This window comes from Couchioplanes azureus (assembly GCF_014648355.1).
Taxonomy (GTDB): Bacteria; Actinomycetota; Actinomycetes; order Mycobacteriales; family Micromonosporaceae; genus Actinoplanes; species Actinoplanes azureus.
Map to the genome: position 1 here is coordinate 131262 of NZ_BMQY01000008.1, position 23342 is coordinate 154603.

24 protein-coding genes are annotated in these 23342 nt (G+C 72.6%); 12 read left to right on the plus strand and 12 right to left on the minus strand.

Annotation, left to right across the window (positions count from 1 at the left end; translation table 11 throughout):
* Positions 1-102: 102 nt before the first annotated feature.
* Positions 103-546, plus strand: a complete 444-nt coding sequence (locus IEY99_RS25790; RefSeq protein WP_189206658.1) for a hypothetical protein — start codon at positions 103-105, stop codon at positions 544-546.
* Between the two features lie 121 nt (positions 547-667).
* Here IEY99_RS25790 and IEY99_RS25795 read toward each other — a convergent pair whose 3' ends face one another.
* Both IEY99_RS25795 and IEY99_RS25800 read right to left on the minus strand, forming a co-directional pair.
* The gene (locus tag IEY99_RS25795) at positions 668-1033 is read right to left on the minus strand and encodes a PLDc N-terminal domain-containing protein (RefSeq protein ID WP_189206659.1); all 366 of its coding nucleotides are present in this window, start codon (positions 1031-1033) and stop codon (positions 668-670) included.
* 87 nt (positions 1034-1120) lie between these two features.
* The gene (locus IEY99_RS25800; RefSeq protein WP_189206660.1) at positions 1121-1765 is read right to left on the minus strand and encodes a TetR/AcrR family transcriptional regulator; all 645 of its coding nucleotides are present in this window, start codon (positions 1763-1765) and stop codon (positions 1121-1123) included.
* Between the two features lie 104 nt (positions 1766-1869).
* Between IEY99_RS25800 and IEY99_RS25805 the strand changes: the two genes are divergently transcribed.
* A complete protein-coding gene (locus tag IEY99_RS25805) occupies positions 1870-2811 on the plus strand; it encodes a metal-dependent hydrolase (protein WP_189206661.1) in 942 nt (313 codons plus the stop codon).
* Positions 2808-3956, plus strand: coding sequence for a DUF7802 domain-containing protein (locus IEY99_RS25810; protein ID WP_189206662.1), 1149 nt, complete (start codon positions 2808-2810; stop codon positions 3954-3956). Before IEY99_RS25805 ends, IEY99_RS25810 begins: the two co-directional genes overlap by 4 nt.
* Here IEY99_RS25810 and IEY99_RS25815 read toward each other — a convergent pair.
* Genes IEY99_RS25815 through IEY99_RS25830 form a run of 4 tightly spaced genes read right to left on the minus strand, consistent with a single transcriptional unit; the run spans position 3901 to position 10564 of the window.
* Positions 3901-5955: a M6 family metalloprotease domain-containing protein gene (locus IEY99_RS25815; RefSeq protein ID WP_189206663.1), complete on the minus strand. Its 2055-nt coding sequence runs from the start codon at positions 5953-5955 to the stop codon at positions 3901-3903. The genes IEY99_RS25810 and IEY99_RS25815 overlap by 56 nt on opposite strands.
* Positions 5956-6003: 48 nt before the next feature.
* The gene (locus tag IEY99_RS25820; protein ID WP_189206664.1) at positions 6004-7503 is read right to left on the minus strand and encodes a CATRA conflict system CASPASE/TPR repeat-associated protein; all 1500 of its coding nucleotides are present in this window, start codon (positions 7501-7503) and stop codon (positions 6004-6006) included.
* Positions 7500-7823 carry a hypothetical protein gene (locus tag IEY99_RS25825; RefSeq protein ID WP_189206665.1) on the minus strand — a complete coding sequence of 108 codons (324 nt, stop codon included), beginning with the start codon at positions 7821-7823 and terminating at the stop codon, positions 7500-7502. Before IEY99_RS25825 ends, IEY99_RS25820 begins: the two co-directional genes overlap by 4 nt.
* A 26-nt stretch (positions 7824-7849) precedes the next feature.
* Positions 7850-10564 carry a CHAT domain-containing protein gene (locus IEY99_RS25830; protein ID WP_189206666.1) on the minus strand — a complete coding sequence of 905 codons (2715 nt, stop codon included), beginning with the start codon at positions 10562-10564 and terminating at the stop codon, positions 7850-7852.
* 179 nt (positions 10565-10743) lie between these two features.
* Here IEY99_RS25830 and IEY99_RS25835 point away from each other — a divergent pair, with 179 nt between their 5' ends.
* Together IEY99_RS25835 and IEY99_RS25840 are read left to right on the plus strand one after the other, a co-directional pair.
* Positions 10744-11490: an NUDIX hydrolase gene (locus IEY99_RS25835; RefSeq protein WP_189206667.1), complete on the plus strand. Its 747-nt coding sequence runs from the start codon at positions 10744-10746 to the stop codon at positions 11488-11490.
* Complete coding sequence (locus IEY99_RS25840; protein WP_189206668.1) at positions 11487-12119, plus strand: hypothetical protein; 633 nt, start codon at positions 11487-11489, stop codon at positions 12117-12119. Before IEY99_RS25835 ends, IEY99_RS25840 begins: the two co-directional genes overlap by 4 nt.
* On the opposite strand, the gene IEY99_RS25845 is transcribed toward IEY99_RS25840, so the two are convergent.
* Positions 12088-12654: a TetR/AcrR family transcriptional regulator gene (locus tag IEY99_RS25845; RefSeq protein WP_189206669.1), complete on the minus strand. Its 567-nt coding sequence runs from the start codon at positions 12652-12654 to the stop codon at positions 12088-12090. The genes IEY99_RS25840 and IEY99_RS25845 overlap by 32 nt on opposite strands.
* 77 nt (positions 12655-12731) lie before the next feature.
* Here IEY99_RS25845 and IEY99_RS25850 point away from each other — a divergent pair, with 77 nt between their 5' ends.
* Positions 12732-13319 (plus strand): dihydrofolate reductase family protein, encoded by a 588-nt coding sequence (locus tag IEY99_RS25850; RefSeq protein WP_189206670.1) that lies wholly within the window; start codon positions 12732-12734, stop codon positions 13317-13319.
* 428 nt (positions 13320-13747) lie between these two features.
* Here the strand turns inward: IEY99_RS25850 and IEY99_RS25855 are convergent, their stop codons facing one another.
* Genes IEY99_RS25855 through IEY99_RS25865 form a run of 3 tightly spaced genes read right to left on the minus strand, consistent with a single transcriptional unit; the run spans position 13748 to position 16610 of the window.
* Positions 13748-14731, minus strand: a complete 984-nt coding sequence (locus IEY99_RS25855; RefSeq protein WP_229799244.1) for an AAA family ATPase — start codon at positions 14729-14731, stop codon at positions 13748-13750.
* The gene (locus IEY99_RS25860; protein WP_189206671.1) at positions 14728-15168 is read right to left on the minus strand and encodes a ribulose bisphosphate carboxylase small subunit; all 441 of its coding nucleotides are present in this window, start codon (positions 15166-15168) and stop codon (positions 14728-14730) included. The genes IEY99_RS25855 and IEY99_RS25860 overlap by 4 nt, the downstream gene beginning before the upstream one ends.
* 8 nt (positions 15169-15176) lie before the next feature.
* Positions 15177-16610 carry a ribulose-bisphosphate carboxylase large subunit gene (locus IEY99_RS25865; protein ID WP_189206672.1) on the minus strand — a complete coding sequence of 478 codons (1434 nt, stop codon included), beginning with the start codon at positions 16608-16610 and terminating at the stop codon, positions 15177-15179.
* Between the two features lie 104 nt (positions 16611-16714).
* Here IEY99_RS25865 and IEY99_RS25870 point away from each other — a divergent pair, with 104 nt between their 5' ends.
* The 3 genes from IEY99_RS25870 (at position 16715) to IEY99_RS25880 (ending at position 19648) form a co-directional block, all read left to right on the plus strand.
* Positions 16715-17629, plus strand: a complete 915-nt coding sequence (locus IEY99_RS25870) for a LysR family transcriptional regulator (protein ID WP_189206673.1) — start codon at positions 16715-16717, stop codon at positions 17627-17629.
* 98 nt (positions 17630-17727) lie between these two features.
* The gene (locus IEY99_RS25875) at positions 17728-18753 is read left to right on the plus strand and encodes a class 1 fructose-bisphosphatase (protein WP_189206674.1); all 1026 of its coding nucleotides are present in this window, start codon (positions 17728-17730) and stop codon (positions 18751-18753) included.
* Positions 18754-18775: 22 nt separating this feature from the next.
* On the plus strand, positions 18776-19648 hold the full coding sequence (locus tag IEY99_RS25880; protein WP_189206675.1) for a phosphoribulokinase: 873 nt from the start codon (positions 18776-18778) through the stop codon (positions 19646-19648).
* Here IEY99_RS25880 and IEY99_RS25885 read toward each other — a convergent pair.
* Both IEY99_RS25885 and IEY99_RS25890 read right to left on the minus strand, forming a co-directional pair.
* The gene (locus IEY99_RS25885; RefSeq protein ID WP_189206676.1) at positions 19645-20829 is read right to left on the minus strand and encodes a GAF domain-containing sensor histidine kinase; all 1185 of its coding nucleotides are present in this window, start codon (positions 20827-20829) and stop codon (positions 19645-19647) included. The two genes, IEY99_RS25880 and IEY99_RS25885, sit on opposite strands and share 4 nt — an antisense overlap.
* Positions 20829-21482 (minus strand): response regulator, encoded by a 654-nt coding sequence (locus IEY99_RS25890; RefSeq protein WP_189206677.1) that lies wholly within the window; start codon positions 21480-21482, stop codon positions 20829-20831. Before IEY99_RS25890 ends, IEY99_RS25885 begins: the two co-directional genes overlap by 1 nt.
* A gap of 152 nt (positions 21483-21634) precedes the next feature.
* On the opposite strand from IEY99_RS25890, the gene IEY99_RS25895 reads away from it, so the two are divergent.
* Genes IEY99_RS25895 through IEY99_RS25905 form a run of 3 tightly spaced genes read left to right on the plus strand, consistent with a single transcriptional unit; the run spans position 21635 to position 23342 of the window.
* Positions 21635-21826: a Flp family type IVb pilin gene (locus IEY99_RS25895; protein ID WP_189206678.1), complete on the plus strand. Its 192-nt coding sequence runs from the start codon at positions 21635-21637 to the stop codon at positions 21824-21826.
* On the plus strand, positions 21823-22248 hold the full coding sequence (locus tag IEY99_RS25900) for a TadE/TadG family type IV pilus assembly protein (protein ID WP_229799245.1): 426 nt from the start codon (positions 21823-21825) through the stop codon (positions 22246-22248). Before IEY99_RS25895 ends, IEY99_RS25900 begins: the two co-directional genes overlap by 4 nt.
* Positions 22245-23342 carry a pilus assembly protein TadG-related protein gene (locus tag IEY99_RS25905; RefSeq protein WP_189206679.1) on the plus strand — a complete coding sequence of 366 codons (1098 nt, stop codon included), beginning with the start codon at positions 22245-22247 and terminating at the stop codon, positions 23340-23342. Before IEY99_RS25900 ends, IEY99_RS25905 begins: the two co-directional genes overlap by 4 nt.

The window sequence follows — 23342 nt, forward strand, 5'->3', positions numbered from 1 at the left end:
AACGTATCGGCTCACCGTCCACCGGCCTGGGCGTCGACGGTGGACGAGTATTTCGGTCATCGGCAGATCGCCGATGTGTGACACGGAAGGTGGACCATGCGCATGACATCAAAGCCTCGCTTCGCTGCCACGGTCGTCACCGCGGCGGCGGGCATCGTGCTCGCCGCCGGAGCGCCGGCCGGGGCCGCGCCGGCCGACCCGGCGGCGGCGTCGCTCGCTGTGCAGGTGGCGGCGGACGGGCAACTCCGGGCGCGCGGTGCCGCGGTCACGGTGCCCATCGACGTCGTCTGCAGCGAGGGCGCCGCGACCAGCTGGTTGTCGATGGAGGTCATCCAGCGGGCGCACGGCGGCGAGGTCGGCCGGGCATTCGCGTACCTGGAGAGACTGCCGTGTGACGGGACGATGCACACTGTGGAGCTCACGGCGACCGCTCAGACGCTGGCCTTCCACCCGGGGGCGGCGTACGTCACGGCGGTCGGTTCCGTCTGCGCCCCGGACGCATGCGTCAACGTGCAGAAGGCGGGCGAGCTGCAGCTGCGCCGCTGACCCTGTACCGGCGCGGACCCCTGGCCCGGCCCGGCCCGCATCGCCGCGGGCCGGGCCGTCGCGCACCCGGCGCGCGACCGCAGCCGGCCGGGAGGACGCCCCGGCGGCCGCGAGGACGCCGTCAGCGGATCGCCAGTGCCTGGCGCTTGATCAACTCGAACTCCTCGACGGAGATCCGTCCCTCGTCGTGGAGCCGGGCCGCGGTGGCGATCTCGTCGGCGGGACGGTGCGCCGGGCCGACGCTTCCGGTCGCCGGCGCATGCGGAACCGACGCGCCGTCCCGCGGCGTCGCCGCGTGCGTGACCAGGTAGATGAGCGCCCCCAGCAGCGGCAGCACCACGATGAGCGCGATCCATCCGGCCTTCGCCCAGCCCGGCATCCGCCGGTGGAACAGATCATTGAAGACGGCGATGAACGTCCAGATGATCCCGAACCAGAAGCACGCCAGGAACATCAGGTAGAAGAACGTACCGAACGACCAGTCCACGGGCCTGCCCTCCTGTACGGAACCGGTGCACGGCCATCGTGGGCGTCCGCGCCCGGCGGCGGCATCATCCCGGGCGCATGAGTCGCCTCACGCCTCGGCTGCCGGGGGCGCGCCGCCGGGGCGGGCCATCTCCGACGTGCCGTAGATGCTGCGGAGCCAGATCGTCGCCAGGGCGTCCACCCGCCGCCGGTCGTCGGGCGTCTCCGCCGGGCCCAGGCTTTCCAGGACCCGGTCGCTGAGTCCGAGCAGCAGCGCGGCGAGGGTGCGGCTGTGCGGCCCGGCGGGGGCGTGCCCGGCCGCCCGCTCCCGGTCGATGTACTGCGCCGTCGGCGCCACGAAGGAGTCCAGGTAGCCGTCCCACATCTCGCGGATCGCGCCGCTGTGCCGGCGGGCCTCGAGCATGGCCCGGTAGAGGTAGTGGTGCCGGCGCACCGACGCGGTGAGGTCGTGCACCATCCGCTCGATCCGGCGCGCCGGGGGCAGCGAGTCGTCGGAGAGGTGCGCGGCCGCGGCGACGCTGGCCACGTAGACGTCGGCGCCCAGCGCCGCCATGCAGGCCGCCTTGTTGGCGAAGTAGAAGTAGAACCCCGACCGCGTCACCCCGGCCCGGGCCGTGATGTCGGCGATGGTGATGGACTCCAGGTCGGATTCGTGCAGGAGCTCGTCCAGGGCGCGCAGCAGGGCGTCCCGGCGCTGGTCGCCCCGGCTCGCGGTGATACGCGGTGCCTCCATGAGCCTCCCGAAGCCACGGACGACTGCTCTGGACAACCTGACGGCGCAGACTCTATAAACGAATTTGACACGCGTCAATTAATCCCGGGCATGACGGAGTCACCATGACCCACCTGCAGATCCGGAAGATCGATTTTCGCTTCGACGAGACCACGCCGTTCCAGTGGCTGCCGAGCCATCCGAAGTTCGGGCTGATGGCCAACGCGATCAGCATCATGGCGATCGCCTTCGAGAAGTTCATCGTCACCAACACGCGAGCCGCGATCCCGCTGATCGACGACCCGGCCGCGGCCGAGGAGGCCGAGGCGTTCCTGCGCCAGGAGGCGCAGCACGCGAAGAACCACCGCAAGCACGTCGCCGCCCTGGTCCGGCAGTACCCCGACCTGCAGAAGACCGTCGACGCGGCGGTCGCCTCCTTCGACCGGCTGGTGGAGACCACGCCGCTCGCGTACCGGCTCGCCTACACCGCGGATCTCGAGTCGACCTTCACCCCGATCTTCAAGGTGATGCTCGACCACGAGGACGTGCTGTTCCGCCCGGGCGACGAACGCGTCGCCTCGCTGTTCCTCTGGCACTTCGTCGAGGAGGTCGAGCACCGCAGCTCGGCGCTGATCGTGTGCGACGCCGTCGTGCGCAACCGCTACTACCGCACCCGCGTCGCCCGTTCCGTGTTCCGGCACATCATGCAGCTCTACCGCGACATCCTCGCCGGTTTCGAGGAGCATGTGCCGGAGGCGGACCGGCGCGCGGAGTACCGCAACGTCTCCCCGGACGGCGTGCGCCGCGAGGAGCTGCTCGCCCGGCTGCCGCTGCGGACCTCGTGGCGGACCCGCCTCGGGATGTTCCCGCCCGCCACCTTCGCCCCGGCCTCCAACCGGGAGATGCTCGTCCTGGTCTACCGGCTGCTGCTGTCGCAGGTGCCGCACCACCGGCCGGCCCGGGAGCCGTTGCCCCGCTTCGCGGACACCTGGTTCGCCCGCTACGCCGCCGGGCACGACGTGACCCGGTTCTACTCGGGCACCCGGCCGGCCGGCGGGGCGCCGTGAGCAGCTGCCCGCCCGGGTTCGCCGAGACCGCCGGCACCCTCGGGGGGATCGACTGCACGACCACCTCACCCGTCGTCTCCGTACGCTCGCCCGCCTCGCTGGCGGACCCCACGATGCCGGTCGTCGAGGCGTTCATGGTGCTCGCCGCGGGCGTCGCGCTCGTCCACGCGGTGCTGTGGTGGCGCCGTCGCGGCGACCCCACCAACCTCGGGCTCTGGTGCGCCACCCTGGTGTACCTGGTGGTGCTCGAACCGCCGCTGTACTTTCCGGAGCGGTTCGGCCTGCAGGACCAGCTCGGCCTGATCTTCGTGCACAACGTGTTCTCGGTGCAGTTCCTGCACGACCGGTTGCCGCTGTACATCGTCGCCGTCTACCCGGCGCTCACCTATGCGGCGTACGCGCTGGTCCAGCGGACCGGACTGCTGGAGCGGCACTCGCCGGCCGCCGGAGCGGCGTGCGTGGCCGTCGTCTTCCACTGCTTCTACGAGATCTTCGACCAGCTGGGCCCGCAGCTGCGGTGGTGGGCCTGGAATCCCGCGGCGCCGTCGAACTCGCCCTGGCTGGCGGCCGTCCCGGTCAGCAGTGTGGTCGTCTTCGCGGCCGCCTCCCCGTTCGGGATGGTGCTGCTGACCCGGCTGCTGCTGGCCGGACGTCCTCGCCCGGGGCCGGCGGGGCTGCGGGTCCTCGCCGTCGGGGTGCTCACGCCGTTCGCCATGATGCTCTGCTCGGTGCCGTACGGCGTGCTGTCCCGGTGGCCCGGCCGGTTCGAGGCCGGCCGGGCCGTGGCGCTCTGGGCGGTCCTCGCGGTGTTCGTCCTGGTGGCCGCGCTGACGGTGGCGCGCGACCTGCGGGAGCGGCCGGGCGGGGAGCCCGCGCCCCCGGACGGGTTCCTCGGCCGTTATCCCGTCGCCGCCGGGGTGGCCTTCCTCGTCGTGTTCACCGCCCTGTGGGCGGCCGCGCTGCCGGAGTATCTGACCGCGAGGGCGGGGCGCACCCCCTCCGGCACGCCGGTCGGCAGCCTCGGGTACGCGACGGCATGCGCACTCCTGGCCGCGGGCACTCTCGTGGCGGCCGGGCGGGTACGAGCGGTCACCACACCCGGCACGAGCCCGAGGCGGTCGCCGACGGGTCGCTCTCGGAGGTGACGGTGACCGTGGCCTTCGCCGCCCGCCGGGTGCCGTCGTCGCGCTTGACGTAGACCTCCACCGGCGCGGTCCGCCCGTCCGCCACGGCGACCACGGCGCGCGGCAGCCAGACCGTCGAGCCGGCATCGGCCCAGGCGGCGATCCGGTAGACGTCGGACCCGGCGGCTCCGGAGCCGCCGGTGTTGCGCATCGCGAGCCGGCAACGGGCCCACCCGGAGGGCCCCGCGACGCCGGCGGCGTGGGAGAGGGTCACGCCGCGGGGGTGCGGGCCGGCGCCGTCGAGGGACCGCACCGCGACCGTGTACGACAGCACCCCGACCCGGTCCCGGTGCCGCTCCAGCACGTAGAAGTGCAGCCGGTTCGCCGGGTCGACGTACTCGTAGCGGCTGCCGGAGTCCGTCCCGGCGTGGAACAGCGCGTCGGAGAGCTGCCGGTAGTCGCCGATCGTCATCTTGTGCGGCGTGCCGTCCGGCGCCACGAAGTCGACCTTGTCGATGTCCTGCGGGTTGGCGTCCACCGTCCAGATGTACGGCGCCCGGTCGGCGTCCCTGGTCTTGGCGAGCAGGACTCCCGAGTCGGGGGTGAACGAGTCGAAGCCCATCCGGTCGACGACCTCGAGGGTGTAGTTGTCGTACCCGCCGCCGTCGCAGTACGGGTCGGTGGCGGTGTCGCAGGCGGGGCTCTGGTCCCCGCCGTCCAGCCTCACGGTGATCCCGGCGAGCCCGCGCGGGCCGGGCTGCACCGAGCGCGCCGTCACGCGCGCCACCACGACCCCGGAGCTGGCGAGCGCAGCGCGGGAGAGGCGCAGCACGGCGGTGTCGTCGACGATGCCGAGCTTCAGTTTGTTGCGCAACATGTGCTGGGCGCCCATGGACGACCCGGCTGTGCCCGGGATGAGCCACCGGCTGTGCGGCCCGCCGGGCCCGTTGAAGGTGCCGCGGCTGAGCATCTCCCAGGGGCCGCTGTAGTCCCGGCGGGCGGGCACCGAGTACGGGTTGTTGTAGTTGTCGGCCACACCGAGGATGTGGCTGAACTCGTGCGCATAGGTGGACATGCCGGAGCTCTCCGCCTGCACCGAGCTGCCGCCGGTGGCGTTGGGCCAGATGTTCGCCGACGCCTGCCAGGAGGTCCACTCGACGTACCGGGTCGCGTTCCAGTTGGCCAGCGCCTCGTCGGGCGGCCCGAAGGCCTCGGTGACCTGCTCCTTGGTGGCGAACTTCATCGGGCCGAACTCCTGCCAGGTCGACGACTCGTCCTGGCCGGCGGCGAGGAAGAAGACGAAGTCGTACGCCCCGGCGGTGTCCTCGCCGACCTCGGCGATCCAGGCGGCCCGGGCATCGGCGCGGATGTCCCGGCCGCAGGTGTCACCGGCCGGACAGCCGAGGCCTCGCTGCCAGGAGTTCTCGATGCCGTACTCGTGGCCCAGGTGCGGCATCCGGTACACCCCGAAGCTGCCGAGCTCGATGCCGTACCGCCCGCCGGAGTCCTCCATCCAGTACTCGTGGATGGTGTGTCCCCGGTTGAGCGGGCCCGGACGGTTGAGGAAGTCGCGATAGAACGCCGGCACGTCGGCGCGCGGCAGGTCGTGCACGGCGAAGGGGTTGCCGTAGACGGTCGAGTTGGCCGGCTGGGTCACGACGAAGGGCTGGTCGGCGAAGTCGACGAGCACCAGCGCGCCCCGGAAGGTGCGCTCCGAGCCCGGCACGGCCGGGTCCGCCCAGTCGGTGCCCGGCACCGGCACATAGTCTTCCCAGGTCATCGTGTCCGGCAGCTCGTAGGTCTGCGGATCGACCGGGTACGGCGCGCCGGGCGGGCGGATCGGGGCCGCCGGTTGCGCACGCTGCCATGGTTGCGTCTGCGGCCAGTGCCGCATCCGCCAGGGGGTTTCCGTGCGCGTACCGGCCGGGGGGTCGGCGTGGGCCGGGGCCGCCGGCAGGGCGCCGGCCAGCACCAGCAGCACGCCCGCGAGGGACGACGTGACACGCCGTTTCCTGCTCATCGAGCGCCACCAGTCATCGGCCCATCCTGACAGCTTCAGCGATAACCATCAATCTATCGAGGTGGTGGCCTCTTGTCGCAGATGGCGCCAGCGGGCGAGAGCGAGCACACCGCCGATCGCCGCCGCCACGACCGCGCCCGCGGCGGTGGTCCGGCCGTCGGACTGCCAGTGGGTGCGGGGCCGGTCGGTGAACCAGGAGATCAGGGAGAGGACGAGCCAGCCGAGCGCCCCTCCGGCGAGGGCCGCGAACAGAATGTCGAGCCTGGCCCAGCCGGGGCTGTGATCGGCGCCCCGGGGCCAGCGCAGCACCGCGGACGGCAGGGCCAGGGCGATCGCCGCGAGCAGGGCGATGGTGGGTGGCTGGAGGCGGGCGGGCAGGGGCACCTCGTACTCCAGGCTCTGGACCGCGGCGAGCAGCATGAGGACCGCGCCGATGACGGCGGTCTGCAGCAGGGTCAGGCTGGCCTTGCGCTCGGCCAGGCGGGTGGTCACCACGGCCGCGGCGAGCCGGCTCTGCTCGGCGGCCTTGAGCTGGGCGGCCGCGAGGTAGGCCTCCTCGGTGCGGAGCTGGACGAGGGTGCGGTCGGCCATCCGGCGGTCCGCCGGGGCGAGCTCGCGCGACTCCCGGCCCCGCGCCGCGGCGCCGATGCGGCCGACCGCCTCCAGGTTGTGCGTGATCGCCTCGACCGTGCCGGTCATCGCGCGCACGAGGGTGAGCTGTTCGACGACGCCGCCCTGGTCGGTGCTGAGCCGGGTGAGGGCCTGGTCGGCCTCGAGGATGCGGGCCAGGGGCACGTCCGTGCCCGCGAGTGCCGTGCGCATGGCCGTGCAATGCTCGTCGATCTTCTCCGCGACGGCGGTGAACCGCGGGCGCAAGCCGCGCAGTTCCGCATTCTGGTGGCGGAGCTGGGCGGCCTGCAGCAGGTAGCGGGTCAGCGCCGGCAGGCCGGCTCCCGGGCTGGTCCAGAGCCACTCGTCGAGGGTGGCCTCGGCCGGGGCGACCGCGAACAGCCCTCGGTGGCGTGCCCGCGCGGTGTGCAGCTCGGCGACGAGCATCCCCGGCGTGGGCTGCCACCACGATCCGGTCCGGGCCGCCGGCGCGAGGCGGCCGGCCCCGGCGGCGGAAGTGCCGCGCCGGACCAGGCACGAGTAGATCTGGGCGGTGCCGAGCGGCTGGTCGCCGGCTCCGACGAGATCGAGCCAGCCGAGGTCGAACTCCGGCCACGCGGCGCAGCGGCAGCGGGTGGCGTCCACGGCGCTGACGCCGATGACGTCGTGGACCTGGTAGACGAGGATCTCCCGGGCCCGGCCCGCCGTCGTCCGGGCCGCGCCGGCCAGCACCGTCAGCGAGTCCCGTTCCGTCGTCCGGTCCGGCAGCGACAGCGACGCCGGCCACGATCCGATGGGTTCCCGGTAGCGCTGCCGGCCCGCCCACTCCCAGATCCGCTCGACCGCCTTGCGGGCCGGGGACCCGGGCTCCCCGATCACGTTGCGGGCCGGGAAGAAGGCGTGGGTCACCACGGCCGGCCGGTGCAGCGCCCCGCTCATTCCGCCGGGGTCGGGCGGCGCGGCTCGGCCACCTCCGGCCGCTGGCCCGCTCGGATCATGCGGACCATGACCTCGTGGGTGTCCTCGTCCGCCTCCTGCAGCGACGGGTCTGCCATGTCGGGGTTGGCGTGCCCGCGCAGCCTGCGCAGGTCCAGCAGGTGTTCCAGGTTGATCGCGACCGCCTCCAGGCTGCCGCCGCGCTCCCGGGCGTCGGCGAACTCGCGGGCGAGGCGTCTCACCTCGGCCCAGTCCTCCGGCCGGAGCTTCGCGTCGAGGAGCAGCCGCACCTTGCGCGCGATGTCTTCGGGCCGATCCAGCATGACGTCTCCGTCCCCTGCGCCGATGCTCAAAGATATAGACAGAACGGCATGTACTCGGTCAGCACCTCCGGTCGCAGGCCGAGCCCCGCCACATGGCGGTATCGCTCGTGCAGGGCCTGCACGGGGTCGTAGACGCCGGCTCCGGAGGAGACCGCGGCGCGGCTCGCGGCCAGCAGCGGGCCCACCGTACGGATCATGGCGCCGTCCTCGACGCTCCACAGCGGCATGCCGATGGCACCCGCGCCGGCGGCGATCAGCGACCGCAGGAAGCCGGAGACCTCGCCGCTGTCGGTCTTGGCCCCCTGCCCGGCGAGGCAGGCGCCGAGCACGGTCAGCTTGTTGCGGGGCAGCCGCAGCCGCAGCGCCACGTCGTACTGCGTCAGGTAGGTGCCGTTGAGGTCGAGGTACGGGCCGAGCTGCGCGAACTGCGGGTCGTAGCCGCCGTGGCCGGCGTACACGAAGAACTCGGGTTTGGCCTGCATCAGCTGCCGGAAACCCTCGGTGTCCGCGGCGAAGAACCGCCGCACGCCCGACAGGCCCGGGCTGCGCGCGCCCAGCACGATCATGTGCTCCGGCTGCCATCCACTGTCCAGGAGCTCCCCGCCCGACACCCCGCGGCGGCCCCCGAGCGCCTCCTCGTCCGCGATCACGATGGCGGCCAGGTCGTCCGCCGTGCTCACCGGCTGACGGCGCAGGAAGCTGCGGCCCCGGCTGACGAAGGCCGTCGCGCTGACCGACAGCGACATCGGCAGCCGGGCGGCCAGCGGCACGTCCGCCTCCGGCGCCCAGGCCAGGTGCAGCGGGATGGCGAAGAGGGCGTCGGTGGGGACCAGCACCAGGTGGCCCGGCTCGGCCGGGTGGCGCACGTGGTCCCAGACCGGTGCCAGCAGCGTCCGCCAGATCGCCTCGCACTGCGCCCGCGCCGGGGCATGGTCCGTCGTGATCTCCTGCGCCAGGGTCTCCACCTCGGCGTACGGGATGCCGGTGACCCGCTGCATGTCGCCGTCGCGGAACACGAAGGCGCCCAGGAACGCGGGTGCGGCCGGCCCGTACGCGAAGTAGCGCACCACGCAGGTGTCCGGATTGTTCACCGTGAACATCCGCACCCGGTGCGCGATCTCGGCGTCCGCCGGGGTGCCCTCGATCGGGTGCTGGAGGAAAGCCTCCTCGAACTCCGTCTCCCGGCGGGCCAGCTCGGACCGGTCCGCCGACCGGACGTCGCCGCCCGCCCGGCGTACCGCGCCGCGGCGGACCACCGTGCGCCGCCGCCCCGGCCCCGCGACGGCCAACGCGGCATCCGCCTCCGGGCCCCGCTCGGCCGCCATCGCCGCCTCCGCGGCCGCCGGGATCTCCCACTTCGCCGGCTCGGCGGACACCCGCGGCAGCGGCGGCAGCTCGGGCATGGCGGCGGTGGAGAGCATGTCGAGCAGCTCGCGGGCGGACGAGGCCTCCACCAGGCCGAACGCCTCCTCCGCGCGCGCGGTGCCGGCCTCGCCGGTGGCGGCCGACGACGCGATGCGGTCGGCGATCCGCTCCAGGAAGCTCGGCCGGATCGTGCGGGAGTACGCCTGCTTGTAGGCCGGCATCGCCACCACCCGGCGGACGGACTCCGCCATCAGGAACCGCTTCTCCGCCACGTCGTCGGTCAGCCGGATCCGCTCGGCGTCGTCCAGGCCCCCGGCGACCTCGGCCACCGCGGCGGCGTACTGGTCCATCGTGATGGCGGCGACGTGGATGTCGAGCCCGGTGCTGCCGTGCGCCCGCGCGGCGCTGATCAGCTCCTCCATGAGCGTACGCAGCTCGCGGACGCTCTCCATGCCGCGTTTGCGGATCGCGAGGTGCTGGCGCGCGATCAGGCGCCCGCGGACGTACGGGCCCTGCGCGAGCCGGTGGAACAGCTCCGGAGCGCGCTCGGGGTCCAGCAGCGCCTGGTGGTTGAGCGACTGGTAGATGCGGAAGTGGTCGCCGAGCGCCTGGGAGATCCGGATCGACTCCTCGGAGACGGCGAGGGACTGCCGCGCGTCGTCCGGGGACTTGTCGCGTACGGATTTGTCCTTGAGCGCCAGGGCCAGGTTGTGCAGCACGCTTGAGTAGCCGCGCAGGTACTCCCGATGCTGGATCGGGGCGTCGCGATCGATGTCGCCGGTCGCCACGCCGTGCTCGGCGGCGTCGCGCAGGATCCGCTCCCGTTCCGCGGTGAGGGACTCGATCAGCGTCTCGATGTGCGGGGCGCCGCTCTGCCGCGACTCCTCGTACCGGCCGCGGTGCACGTTGCTGCGCATGTCGGGCAGGCACCACCAGAGCCGGTGCCGCCCGGCGACGGACACGGCGGTCTCGAAAGCGATCCGGGCCCGGGTGTAGCCGCCCAGGCGGTACCGGATCTTGCCGGTCATGTCCTGCCAGCGCGCGGTCACGTAGGCCAGGAAGCCCCCGGCGTGCGGATCGGCCCGGACCACGTCCAGCAGCGCCGCGGCGTCGTCCGCGGACGCCTCGATCATGCGCAGCGCGGCCCAGTGGTCGTAGACCATGTCGGACCGGACGATGTCGCACCAGTGCGCGCCGACGCGCCGGGCGACCGCCGGCAGGTCGTGCGACGAGACGGGGCGGAACGCCTCCACCATGCGCAGCACACCGAGCGCGTACTCGTGGCGCAGCGGGATGTCGAAGTCCACGTCGTAGCGCAGGATCAGGTCGTCGATGTGGAACTTGTCGGCGAAGTCCTTGATGCGATCGCTGTACACGCCCACCTCGCGTCGCCATGGGGGACCGGTCGGTGTCTCCTGCCCCGCCAACCTAGCGAGGCGGACCTCGCCGCCTGAAGGGACGGACGTCCATATTCACCCGTCCGGTCGGTTCGTCCGCCCGCCGGGCGCGATCGATCGGCTAGCGTGACCATGAGCCCAGACACGGGAGGCACGCGGTGGACGAGAGCTTTCGCCGGTCGACGTACGCCAGCCTGCGCGAGTCCTTTCCGGAGCTGTTCGTGAACCCGCCCGGCGCGGCGTTCGAGATCCTCACCGAGCCGGCGGAGGTCGAGGCGGCCGAGCGGGCCCAGGCCGCCGACCTGGCCAGGGCCGGCATGCCCGCCAGCATGGCCGAGACCGGCGTGGTCTTCGCCGACCCGTACACCACGATCGTGCGCGACGCGGTCCGGACCAGGTCGGGCAGGTACGGCACCTACGGGCGCACGATCAGCCCGGGCAACGCGTCCGGCGTCGTGGTGCTGCCGCGGGTGGCGGAGGGCATCGTGCTGCTGCACCACTTCCGGCACAGCACCCGCAGCTGGCACCTCGAGATCCCGCGGGGCTTCGGCACGCCGGGCGTCGCCGACCCGGTCGAGGACGCCCGGCGCGAGCTGCGCGAGGAGATCGGCGTCGCCGCCGCCGCCGTCCACGACCTGGGCAGCTACTACCCGGACACCGGCGCGACCACCACCGCGGTGCGGCTGTTCCTGGCCGAGGTCACCAAGACGCCGTCCGCGGCGGACGCGGAGGAGGGCATCGACGCCATCCGGATCGTCACGCCGGACGAGCTCGCGTCGCTGATCGCCGACGCGACGATCAGCGACGGCTACACCATCGCCGCCTACACCCGTGCCGTCCTGCGCGGCCTGCTGCCGGGGGCCACCGACGGCGGGCGGCGTCTCCCGGGGGCGCGGGAGCGGTGACCGATCCGTCCGTCGCGTCCGGACCCGCCAAGGACCTGCTGATCGCCGAGTTCGGCAATCTGCGGCAGGAACAGTTCAGCCGGACCAACGTGCAACAGGCGATCGCCGGGCTCAACTTCACGACCGCGATGGCCCTCGGCGGCGTGGCGGCGAGCCAGTTCGCGGCCGGCACCGCGGCGTCGCTGCTGACGGCCGCCATGCTTCTCGCCATCGTGCCGACCGCGAGCATCATCTTCGGGATCGCGTACTACGAGCAGCACCGCAGCATCCTGATGATCGGCGAGTACATCCATGACGTCCTCGCACCTCAGGCGAAGATGCTCGCCGGCGGGGACACCTTCCAGTGGGAGGACTTCATCAGGACGTACGAGCGCGGTTCCAGCTTCACCGCGTCCATCCTGGTGGGAACGCCGATCCTGATCTACGGGACGAGCCTGCTGTCCCTGGTGGCGTCCGCGCCCCTGGTCCTCGTCCGTCTCGGCCATCCCTGGCTCGTCGTCACCTGGGTCGCCGAGCTCGCCGCCACGGTGGCGCTGATCGCCGCGTGGATCCTCCGCAGGGGTGGACACCTGAGGCCCCTGTGGGCCACGGCGAGGGTCAGCGGACGAGCCGGTCGACGAACGCCGTGACGGCGTCGTCGGGGGAGAGGTCGGCACCGATCGAGGTCGTCAGCAGGTCGAGCAGCAGGCCGTCCATGGCGTAGTGCAGCAGCGCGATTTCGGCCGCCCCGCCGGGCAGCCCGGTGGTCTCGTGGAAGGCGACGTCGTCGCGGTAGTGGCGGCGCAGCGTCCCGCCGAGGATCTCGGCGAGCCCGGGGCGGCGGGCCGCCTCCAGGCGCAGCTCGATGAGTGCCCGGGTCAGCTCGGGATGCGCGGTGGTGCGCTCCAGGATGTACCGCAGGTAGTCGACGAACAGCTCGCGGCCCGGCTCCCGGGTGGCGAGCCCGGCGAGCACCGCCTCGTCCGGTGCGAACCGCTCCATGATCCGCTCGCCCAGGGCGCCGAGCAGGGCGTCGCGGGAGCGGAAGTAGTTCGACGCCGTGCCGACGGGTACGGCCGCCTCGGCGTCCACGGCGCGGTGGGTGAGGCCGCGGGCGCCGGACTCGGCGAGCACGCGCAGCCCGGCGTCGGCCAGCAGCCGGCGGCGCTCCGGATTCTTTGCCACGGAAAGAGGCTAGCACTGACCACTACAGCTGATGTAGTTTCAACCACGACAACGATAGTGGTTGATGGGGAGTCCAGATGCGAAAGCTCGTGTACTACGTGGCCGCCACCCTCGACGGTTTCATCGCCGCACCGGACGGGAGCTGGGAGTTCTTCGGGCCGGTGGATCCGGAGCTGGGAGCGTTCATCACTGCGCGCTTTCCGGAGACCCTGCCCACCGCCGTGCGGGAGCAGTCCGGCATCACCGCGCCGCACCAGGCCTTCGACACCGTGGTCATGGGGCGCGGCACCTACGAGCCCGCGCTGGCGGCCGGTGTCACCAGCCCGTACGCCCACCTGCGCCAGTACGTGTTCTCCCGGACGCTGGACCCGGCCACCGACCCGGCGGTGACCGTCGTCGCCGGCGACCCGGTGTCCTACCTGCGCGAGCTGAAGCAGCAGCCCGGCATGGACATCTGGCTGTGCGGCGGCGGCGCGTTCGCCGCCGCCGTCCGGGCGGAGATCGACGAGTTCGTGGTCAAGCTCAACCCGGTGCTCGCCGGGGGAGGCGTCCCGCTCGTCGGCGGCCCGTTCGATCCGCGGCGACTGACGCTGCTCGAGGCGACCCCGGTCGGCAAGAGCGGGATCGTGGTCCTGCGCTACTGCGCGGACCGTGATCGCCCCTAAAGCATATCGAGGCTGTTGATCTTCAGGCGAGCCCGGAGCGCCGGATTCGCGTTCTCCCTCAATCTTGCGGCTGCCCGCTGGTGCGTGCCGCCTCCCTGGCCCACATTGGTCGCCGCGGCCACCGCCGCTCGTCCAGGGAGGAGCTCGTATCACCGACGCGAAGGCAGCACCGCAGCGTCCCGCAGCCGAGAACACTCACGGGGGAGAGTTCCGTTTGTCGATGACCACTGTGACCGTATGGGACGACATCGTCGCCGTCCTGAGCGCCTGGGGCGCACCGATGCGACCGCCGGGCGCCGGCCGGTCCGGATCGCCGGCCGTTCCGTCGCGTCAGACCGTCCTGCACGTCAGGCGGAGAGAAGAGCACCGGTTGTACCGGTGACCCGAGGTCGTGCGGGCGCCCTGTGCCGGGGCGCCCGCACGACGGCTCAGCCCCGGTCCGGCGGATCCGTGAACACCCGGCTGCGCCGGACGTCCTCCTCGGTGATCAGCATCAGGTCGTCGCGGCCGACCTGGCCGGAGAGCGCGACCAGCCGGTTGGCCTGCCGGAGGCGGGCCCGTTCCAGGGCGTTGCGGACGCTGCGCGCGTTCGCGAAGCGCGGCATCGTCCGCCGGCGGTCGAGGTACTCGCGGAACGCCTCCCGGGCGCCCTCGGTGAAGCGGTAGGCGTCCCGGGTGAGCATCAGCTCGGCGATCTCGGCCAGTTCGTCCGTGGCGTAGTCCTCGAACTGGATGTGGTGCGACACCCGCGAGCTCAGGCCGGGGTTGGAGGAGAAGAACGTCTCCATCCGGTCCTCGTAACCGGCGAAGATCACCACCAGCGAGGCGCGGGCCGACTCCATCTCCTGCAGCAGGATCTCGATCGCCTCCTGCCCGTAGTCGCGTTCGTTGTCCGGGCGGTACAGGTAGTAGGCCTCGTCGATGAACAAGACGCCGCCGGCCGCCCTGGCCAGCGCCTCCTTGGTCTTGGGGGCGGTGTGGCCGATGAACTGGCCGACCAGGTCGTCGCGGGTGACCGGGTGCACCCGCGGCGCGCGCAGATAGCCCAGGGCGTGCAGGATCTCGGCCATCCGCAGCGCGACGGTGGTCTTGCCGGTGCCCGGCCCGCCCGCGAAGCTCATGTGCAGCGAGGGCCTGCTGGCCTCCAGGCCGAACCGCGCGCGTGCCCGGTCCACCATCAGCAGCGCCGCGATCTCCCGGATCCGCCGCTTCACGCCGGCGAGCCCGACCAGCTCCGCGTCGACGGCGGCGAGCACGGCCCGGACCCGGGCGGCGGCCTCGTCCGCCTGCATGTCCACCTTCGCCTCGGGGCCGAGGAGCGGCTCCGGCGGCGCCTCCGCCGGAGCGGGGGCGCCGCTCGCGGGGGCGGCCCCCGGCCGGTACATCGAGAAGCCGGTTGCGGAGGCGCTCACCGCGACCCGTCTCCGCCGCGGCCGTAGCGGGCGCCGGCCGGTGCCTCCGTGGCGTAGGAATGCACGCTGTACCGCTGCACCCGGTTGCTGTCCTCGGTGCGGTCCAGGCGGAAGCCGGGCTCCTCGGCCGGGCGCTGCACCACGAAGCTCAGCGCGGTGGTCTGCCGGCCGAGCCGCGCGTCGTACGCCAGGACCCGGACGTAGTGACCGGGGAAGGTGGCCCGGCACTCGTTGATCTCGCGCAGCACGCCGTCGGGTTCGGCCAGGTCGAACATCGGCAGGCCCCACATCTCCCAGTAGACGTTGCGGGGGTGCGGATCGTCGGTGTACTCCACCGAGATCGGCCAGCCGTTCAGCAGCGCGTAGCGGACCTGCGCGGCGATCTCGTCGTCGGTCAGCTCCGGCAGGTAGGAAAACGCTCCATGGCGCAGGTACATGTCGGCTCCTAGACGCTTGCCGTGGGAACGGCGTCGGGGGCATCGGTGGCGGCGTAGTCGAACGTGACGTCGCCCCAGGTGGCGAGCGCCACCTCCAGCGGCCGGTTGCGCTGCGCGGCGGACCGCAGGATGTCCGGGCCCTCCTTGAGGAGGTTGCGCCCCTCGTTGCGGGCCTTGACGACGGCCTCCAGCGCCACCCGGTTGGCCTCGGCGCCGGCCGCCACGCCGAGCGGGTGACCGATGGTGCCGCCGCCGAACTGCAGGATGACGTCCTCGCCGAGCAGGTCGACCAGCTGGTGCATCTGCCCGGCGTGGATCCCGCCCGAGGCGACCGGCATGACGCCGGGCAGGCTCGCCCAGTCCTGGTCGAAGTAGATCCCGTTGCCGTGCTCGGCCGGGACGTGCCCCAGGCGCAGCGTGTCGTAGAACCCCTTGGTGGTGGCGGGGTCGCCCTCCAGCTTGCCCACGATCGTGCCGGCGTGGACGTGGTCGACGCCGATCAGCCGCGACCACTTGGCGATCACCCGGAAGCTGACCCCGTGCGTCTTCTGCCGGGTGTAGGTGCTGTGGCCGGCGCGATGCAGGTGCAGCAGCACGCTGTTGCGGCGGGCCCAGTGGGCCATCGACTGCATCGCCGAGTAGCCCACCGTCAGGTCCATCATCACGACGACGCTGCCCAGCTCCTTGGCGAACTCCGCGCGCTCGTACATGTCCTCGACCGTCGCGGCGGTGATGTTGAGGTAGTGACCCTTGATCTCGCCGGTCTGGGCCATCGCCCGGTTCACCCCCTCCATCGCGTAGAGGAACCGGTCCCGCCACCGCATGAAGGGCTGCGAGTTGATGTTCTCGTCGTCCTTGGTGAAGTCGAGGCCGCCGCGGCAGGCCTCGTAGACCACCCGGCCGTAGTTGCGCGCCGAGAGGCCCAGCTTCGGCTTGACGGTCGCGCCCAGCAGCGGGCGGCCGAACTTGTTGAGGATCTCGCGCTCCATCACGATGCCGTGGGCGGGGCCCTGGAAGGTCTTCACGTACGCCACCGGGATGCGCATGTCCTCCAGGCGCAGCGCCTTCAGCGGCTTGAACCCGAACACGTTGCCGATGATCGACGAGGTGAGGTTGGCGATCGAGCCCTCCTCGAACAGGTCGATGTCGTAGGCGACGTAGGCCAGGTGTTCGCCCTCCCGGCCGGGAACGGGATCCACCCGGTAGCACTTGGCCTGGTAGTGCGTGTGCGTGGTGAGCCGGTCGGTCCACACCACGGTCCAGGTCGCCGTCGACGACTCGCCCGCCACCGCCGCCGCGGCCTCCACCGGGTCGACGCCCGGCTGGGGGGTCACCCGGAACACGGCCAGGACGTCGGTGTCCTTGGGCCGGTAGTCGGCGTCGTAGTAGCCCATGCTGGCGTAGCTGTGCACGCCCGGGTCCCATCGGTCCGGCTCGGTCACGTCGCCTCCTCCGCTTCGGCCCGGTCGGCCGGGCTCGGTCCTTCCACAATGGCCGCCGGCGCCTTGAGCCGTCTAGCGAGTGTTTGCCATGGACACATGAGCGAATGCTTGACTATGGTGGCGCCGTGACCCCGGCCCGGCTGCAGACCTTTCTGGCGATCGTCGAGCACGGCTCGGCGCGCGCCGCGGCGGAACGGCTGTCGGTGACCGAGTCGGCCGTGTCCGCCGCGCTGGCCGCCCTGCACCGCGAGGCCGGCGTGGTGCTGTTCGAGCGGCACGGCCGCGGCCTGCGCCTCACCGAGTCCGGGCGGATCTTCGCCGGCTACGCGCGGCGCATCCTCGGCCTCATCGACGAGGGCCTGGACGCCGCCCGGCGCAGCGGCGACCCCGAGCGGGGCCGGGTCCGCCTCGGCGCGGTCACGACCGCGGGCGAATACCTGGTCCCGGGGCTGCTCGCCTCCTTCCGGGCCCGGTATCCGCGGGTGGAGGTGACCCTCGACGTCGGCGTCCGCGACCGGATGTCCGCCCTGCTGGCCGACCACCAACTCGACCTCGTCATCGGCGGCCGGCCCCGGGCGGGCCGCGGCCTGACCACCCGGGCGACCCGGCCGAACTCGCTGATCGTGGTGGCCGCGCCGGGCCGGGTGCCGGAGCTGTCCACCGTGACCTGGCTGCTGCGCGAGCCCGGCTCGGGAACCCGCGACACCACCCTCGCGCTGCTCGACGCGCTGCAGGTGGCGCCGCCGACCCTGGCGCTGGGCTCGCACGGCGCCGTCGTGGCCTCGGCGGCCCTCGGCCTGGGCGTCACGCTGGTGTCCGCCGACGCCGTGACCGAGCACCTGCGGCAGGGGTCGCTGCAACGCGTGCCGGTGCGGGGCACCCCGCTGGACCGCCCCTGGCACGCCGTCACCACCGCGAGCCCCACCGCCACCGCGGCGCTGTTCCTCGAGCACCTCACCGATCCGGACGGCGCCGGCGAGCTGGCGTTCCGGCCGCGGCGCGCGCCGGCCCGCGGCTGAGCGCCCGGCACACTCACCCCCGTGGCCCCCCGTGCGGGTGAGGCCCGCACGGCGTCATCCGTCCTACGGTCGCCTCCAACGCCGAGAGGGGGCCCGCCGTGCCGGAGGCGCACAAGACGCTGACCCGTTACACCATCGAGCAGGAGCACCGGCATCGCGACTCGACCGGTGACTTCTCCGGCCTGCTGAACGCGATCAGCACCGCGGTGAAGATCATCGCGAACCAGGTGAACAAGGGTGCGCTGGTCGGCGCCCCGAAGAACCTGGACGGGATCAGCAACGAGGTGATCGTCGGCGAGACGGAGTGGACCGGCCATCTGGCGGCCATGAGCTCCGACCGTACGGGGGACGTCTACCCCGTGCCGCAGCCCTACCGGCGGGGCAAGTATCTGCTGCTCTTCGACCCGCTCGACGGCTCCGGCACCGTCGACGTCGGCATCCCCGTGGGCACCATCTTCTCCATCCTGCGCAGTCCCCACCCCCACGCGCCGGCGAGCGCGGCGGACTTCCTGCAGCAGGGCGTCGCCCAGGTCTGCGCCGGGTTCGCCCTCTACGGGCCCTCGACGGTGCTGGTGCTCACCACCGGCGACGGCGTCGACGGCTTCACCTTGGACCGCGACATCGGTGCCTTCATCCTCACGCATCCACACATGCGGATACCCGAGAGCACGGAGGAGTTCGCCATCAACGCCTCGAACGAGCGGTTCTGGGAACCGCCCGTGAAGCGCTACGTCGCCGAGTGCCTGGCCGGCCGCTCGGGGGCGCGCCACCGCGACTTCACCATGCGCTGGGTCGCCTGCCTGGTCGCCGAGACGTTCCGCATCCTCACCCGGGGCGGCGTCTTCCTCGACCCGGACGACAGCGGCGAGGGACTCCCGCACCGGCCGCGCCTGCTGTACGCGGCCAACCCCATCGCGTACGTCGTCGAGCAGGCCGGCGGCCTGGCGAGCACCGGCCGGCAGCGGCTGATGACCTGCGTGCCCGGCAGCCTCGGGGACCGCGTGCCGCTGATCTTCGGCTCGCGCCGGGAGGTGGAGCGCATCGAGCGTTACCACCGCGACCGCGTCGACCTGCACGACGACGACTTCTCCCTGTTCAACACCCGCTCGCTGTTCCGTTCGTGACGCATCCGGAAGAGGTCAGGCCTTGTCCGTCAGACATCCCGTCGTCGCCGTCACCGGCTCGTCCGGCGCCGGCACCACGTCGGTCACCAGGACGATGCAGCAGATCTTCCGTCGCGAGGAGATCACGCCGGTGGTGGTCGAGGGTGACTCGTTCCACCGCTTCGACCGTACGCAGATGCAGGCCGAGATGGCCCGGGCGGGGGCCGAGGGCAACCATCATTTCTGCCACTTCGGCCCGGAGGCCAACCTCCTGGAGGACCTGGAGGAGTTGTTCCGCGGCTACGGCGAGAACGGTTCCGGCAAGATCCGCAGATACCTGCACGACGAGACGGAGGCCGCGCCGTACGGGCAGGAGCCGGGCACCTTCACCGCGTGGGAGGACATCCCGGCCGGCACCGACCTGCTGTTCTACGAGGGCCTGCACGGCGCGGCCGTCACCGAGAAGGTCGACGTCGCGCGGCACACCGATCTGATCGTGGGCGTCGTACCGATCATCAACCTCGAGTGGATCCAGAAGCTGCACCGCGACCGGACAGCCCGTGGCTACAGCAGCGAGGCGGTCGTCGACACGATCCTGCGCCGGATGCCGGACTACCTGAACTACATCTGTCCCCAGTTCTCGCGGACGCACATCAACTTCCAGCGGGTTCCCACTGTGGACACGTCCAACCCGTTCATCGCCCGCTACATCCCGACGGCCGACGAGAGCTTCCTCGTGATCCGCTTCGCCGATCCCAAGGGCATCGACTTCCCGTACCTGCTGGCGATGCTGCACGACTCGTTCATGTCGCGGCCGAACATCATCGTCGTACCCGGCGGGAAGATGGAGCTGGCGATGCAGCTCATCCTGACGCCGATGGTGTTGCGGCTGATGGAGCGGCGCCGGCGTGCCTAGCACACGTTGGGGACCGTCACCTCCACCGTGGTCCCGGCGCCCGGCCGCGACTCGATGCGCAGCCGGCCGCCGAGCAGGTGCACGCGTTCCGCCATCGTCCTCAGCCCGTAGCCGGATCCGGGACTGCCCGGCACGTCGAATCCGGGACTGCCCGGCACGTCGAATCCCGTCCCGTCGTCGGTGATGCGGAGCATGACCATGTGCCCGTGCCGGGTCAGGCGGATCACGGCCCGGCCGGCCCCGGCGTGCTTGACGACGTTCTGCACCGACTCCTGGGCGATGCGGAACAACGAGGTGCTCACATGGCCGGGCAGCGGGAAGTCCGTGGCGTCCACCTCGATCCGCGGGCCCCGCACGCCGCGCGCCATGGCGGCCAGGCCGGCCGCCAGCCCCTGGTCGTCCAGGACCGGGCTGTGCAGCCCGGTGATCGCGCTGCGCGTCTCGCCGAGCGCCAGGTCGGCCAGCGACCGGGCCGCCGTGACCTGCTCGGCGACGTACCCCACGTCCCCGTCGCCGAGCGCCACGTCCGCCGCCGACAGGTGGAAGGACAGGCTCGCGATCGCCTGGGTGACCCCGTCGTGCAGGTCGGCGGCCACCCGCCGGCGTTCCGCCTCCTGGGCGGCGACGGCGCTGGCGACGACCGCGTCCCACTCGTCGCGGTGCTCGCGCATCGTCGTCAGCGCGGCGGCGACGTAGGCGCGCAGGCCGACGAGGTCCGCGACCCGCTGGGCGGCGTCGCGCTCGAGCCGGCCGAACTCGCGCCGGGTACGGCTGTGCAGGGCCAGAACGGCGGTGCTCGGGCCACCGGCCAGGCGCGCCGGGACGTACAGCCGCGACACCGGCTGGCCGGGGGAGAGGCCGAGCAGCTCGCGGTGCCGGGGGTGGCGCGGGTGGTCGTCCACCAGGGCGACCGGGGTCCCCTCGGCCGCCACCCGGCCGGCGATGCCGAACCCCGCGGGCAGCCGCAGCGGCGCGCCCGCCGTGACCGGCGCCGGATGGCTCGCCGCCAGCACCAGGTCGCCGCCGTTCTCGACCAGGAACGCCAGGCAGCCGTCGGCGCCGAGCGCCTCGGTGAGCAGGCGCGCGACCTCGGTGAGGACGACGGTCAGCGCCGGCTCCCTGGTCACCCAGCGCGCGGCGGCGGCGACGAGCGCGTCCCGGTCGGGAGTCGCCGGATCCATCAGTGGAACAGACCCTCGCGCAGCGCGGTCGCCACCGCGCCGCCCCGGTCCCGGACTCCCAGCTTGCGGTACAGGCCCCGCACGTGGGTCTTCACGGTGTCGTCGCTGACCACCAGCCGGGCCGCTATGGCCTTGTTCGACAAGCCGCCGACCAGCAGGGCGAGCACCTCGCTCTCGCGCTGGGTGAGGCCCAGGCGGGCGCCGGGCCAGAACTCGCCCTTCTGCAGATGCGCGGCCGAGCTGGCGATCCGGCCGGCGAGGCTGGGATCGATGACGACCTCACCGAGGCTCACGTTCTCCAGATGGCGCACCAGCTCGTGCGCGTCCACCCGCTTGAGCAGGTAGCCGGAGGCACCCGCGCGCAACGCCTGATAGAGGTACTGCTCGTCGTCGTAGACGGTCAGGAAGACCACCTTCGCCCCGGCGTCGACGTCCCGGATCGCCTTGCAGACGTCCAGTCCGCTGGCCCGGCGCAGCCGGACGTCGCAGAGCACGATGTCCGGCCGGTCGTCGGTGACCGCGCCGACCGCGCCCGGCAGCTCGCTCGCCGTCCCGATCACCTGCACCCGGTCGGGGAACCGGGACAGCATGGCGGACACGCCGTGCAGCACCATCTCGTGGTCGTCGACCAGGAGGACGCGGATCGGCGGCATGGTCCCACCGTAGCGGTCCCCGCGGGGGCATTCAGCTTCCTCGATCTGAGGATAATTCCTCAAAAAAAGCTCATAACTGAGAGTGCCTGGACGACTGCAAGGCGCAACACCCCGCGATGGGGGTGGCACGCCGGATCGTCCAAGGAGTTCTCATGCTCGTTCGTTTCCTCCAGGCTCTGCTCAACCCCGAACTCCGCGACGACGAGGGAGCCACGGCCGTGGAGTACGGCCTCATGGTGGCTCTCATCGCGGTCGTCATCATCGGCGCGGTGATCCTGCTCGGGGACAACCTCAGCGGCATGTTCGGCGGCGTGGCCGATCAGGTGCAGGCGCCGACGCCGTGAGCCGGCTGGGGCGTGGCGGGCGCACCTCTCCCGCCACGCCTGCCCCCGGCGACCAGGGGGCGGCCGCCGTGGAGATGGCGCTGGTCCTGCCCCTGCTCCTGCTCCTGCTCTTCGGGATCATCGACTTCGGTCGTGCGCTGAACGCCCAGATCACGCTGACCGAGGCGGCCCGCGAGGGAGCCAGGGCGGCGGCCCTGGGGTTCGACGGGCGTACCCGCGTCACGTCGGCCGCCGGACCGCTCACGGTCGACGCCCTGGACATCAGTGCGTGCGACGGCGACCTCGGCGCCGACGCCGTGGTCCGCGTGTCGCACGCCTTCCGCCCGGTGACGCCGCTGGGCTCCCTGATGGGATTCTTCGGCGGACGCTCGGACGGGTCCCTCACCATCGTCGCCCGAGGGGTCATGCCATGCGTCGGATGACGACCCGGCGCCGGCCGGGCCGCGGCGACGACGGCGCGGTCACCGCGCTCGTCGCGATACTGCTCGGGACCGGCGTCCTGCTCGGCGTGGCCGCCGTCGTCGTCGACGTCGGTCGCCTCTACGCCGAGCGGGAGCAGCTGCAGAGCGGCGCCGACGCGGCGGCCTGGGCGGTCGCCGAGGGCTGCGTCCTGACGCCCGCCGGGTGCGCCGGGCAGAGCGGCACGGCGGGAGCGTACGCGGACGGCAACGCCGCCGACGCGGCCGCGACGGTGACCGAGATCTGCGGCACCGGGCCGGGCCTGCCCGCGTGCCCGGCCCCGGCCACCAACCGGACGAGCTGCCTGGGCACGGTTCCGGCCGCGGTCCCGTACGCGGAGGTGCGGGTGCAGACCCGGCTGCCGGACGGCTCGACCGTGCTGCCGTCCGTGTTCGCCCGGGCGCTGACCGGCCAGGACGACGGTACGACGGTCGGCGCCTGCGCCCGGGTCGCCTGGGGGCCGCCCCGGGTGGCCGAGGGCTTCGCCGTCACGTTCTCGATCTGCGAGTGGCGCGAGCTCACCCACGACGGCACGGCGTTCTGGCCGGCCCCGTCGGCGGGCCTGCCACCGCGGGAGGCGGAGCAGGTCATCCGGCTCAAGGACAGCGCCGGCGCGAGCACCTGCCCGGCCGGTCCGTCCGGCTGGGACCGGCCGGGCGGGTTCGGGTGGCTCGACGACCCGTCCGGGTCCTGCGCGGTGACGGTCGAGACGGACGGCACCTTCGGCGGCAACACCGGCAACTCGGCGTCGCAGCCGTGCCGCGACGCGCTGCGCCAGGCCTGGGAGACGCCCGCCGTCGTGCTGATCCCGGTCTACGACGCCGTCCGGTCGCAGGGGGCGGGGATCACCTACCACCTGGCCGGCTTCACGTCGTTCGTGCTGACCGGGTACGAGCTCTCCGGCTTCTCGGCACCGTCCTGGCTGACCGGCCTGCGGCGGTGCGGGGGCTCCGAGCGGTGCCTCTACGGCTATTTCGTGCGCGGCCTGGTCCGGACCACGGGCGCGCAGATCGGCGGGCCCGACCTGGGCACCGCGATCGTCAACCTCGTCGGCTGA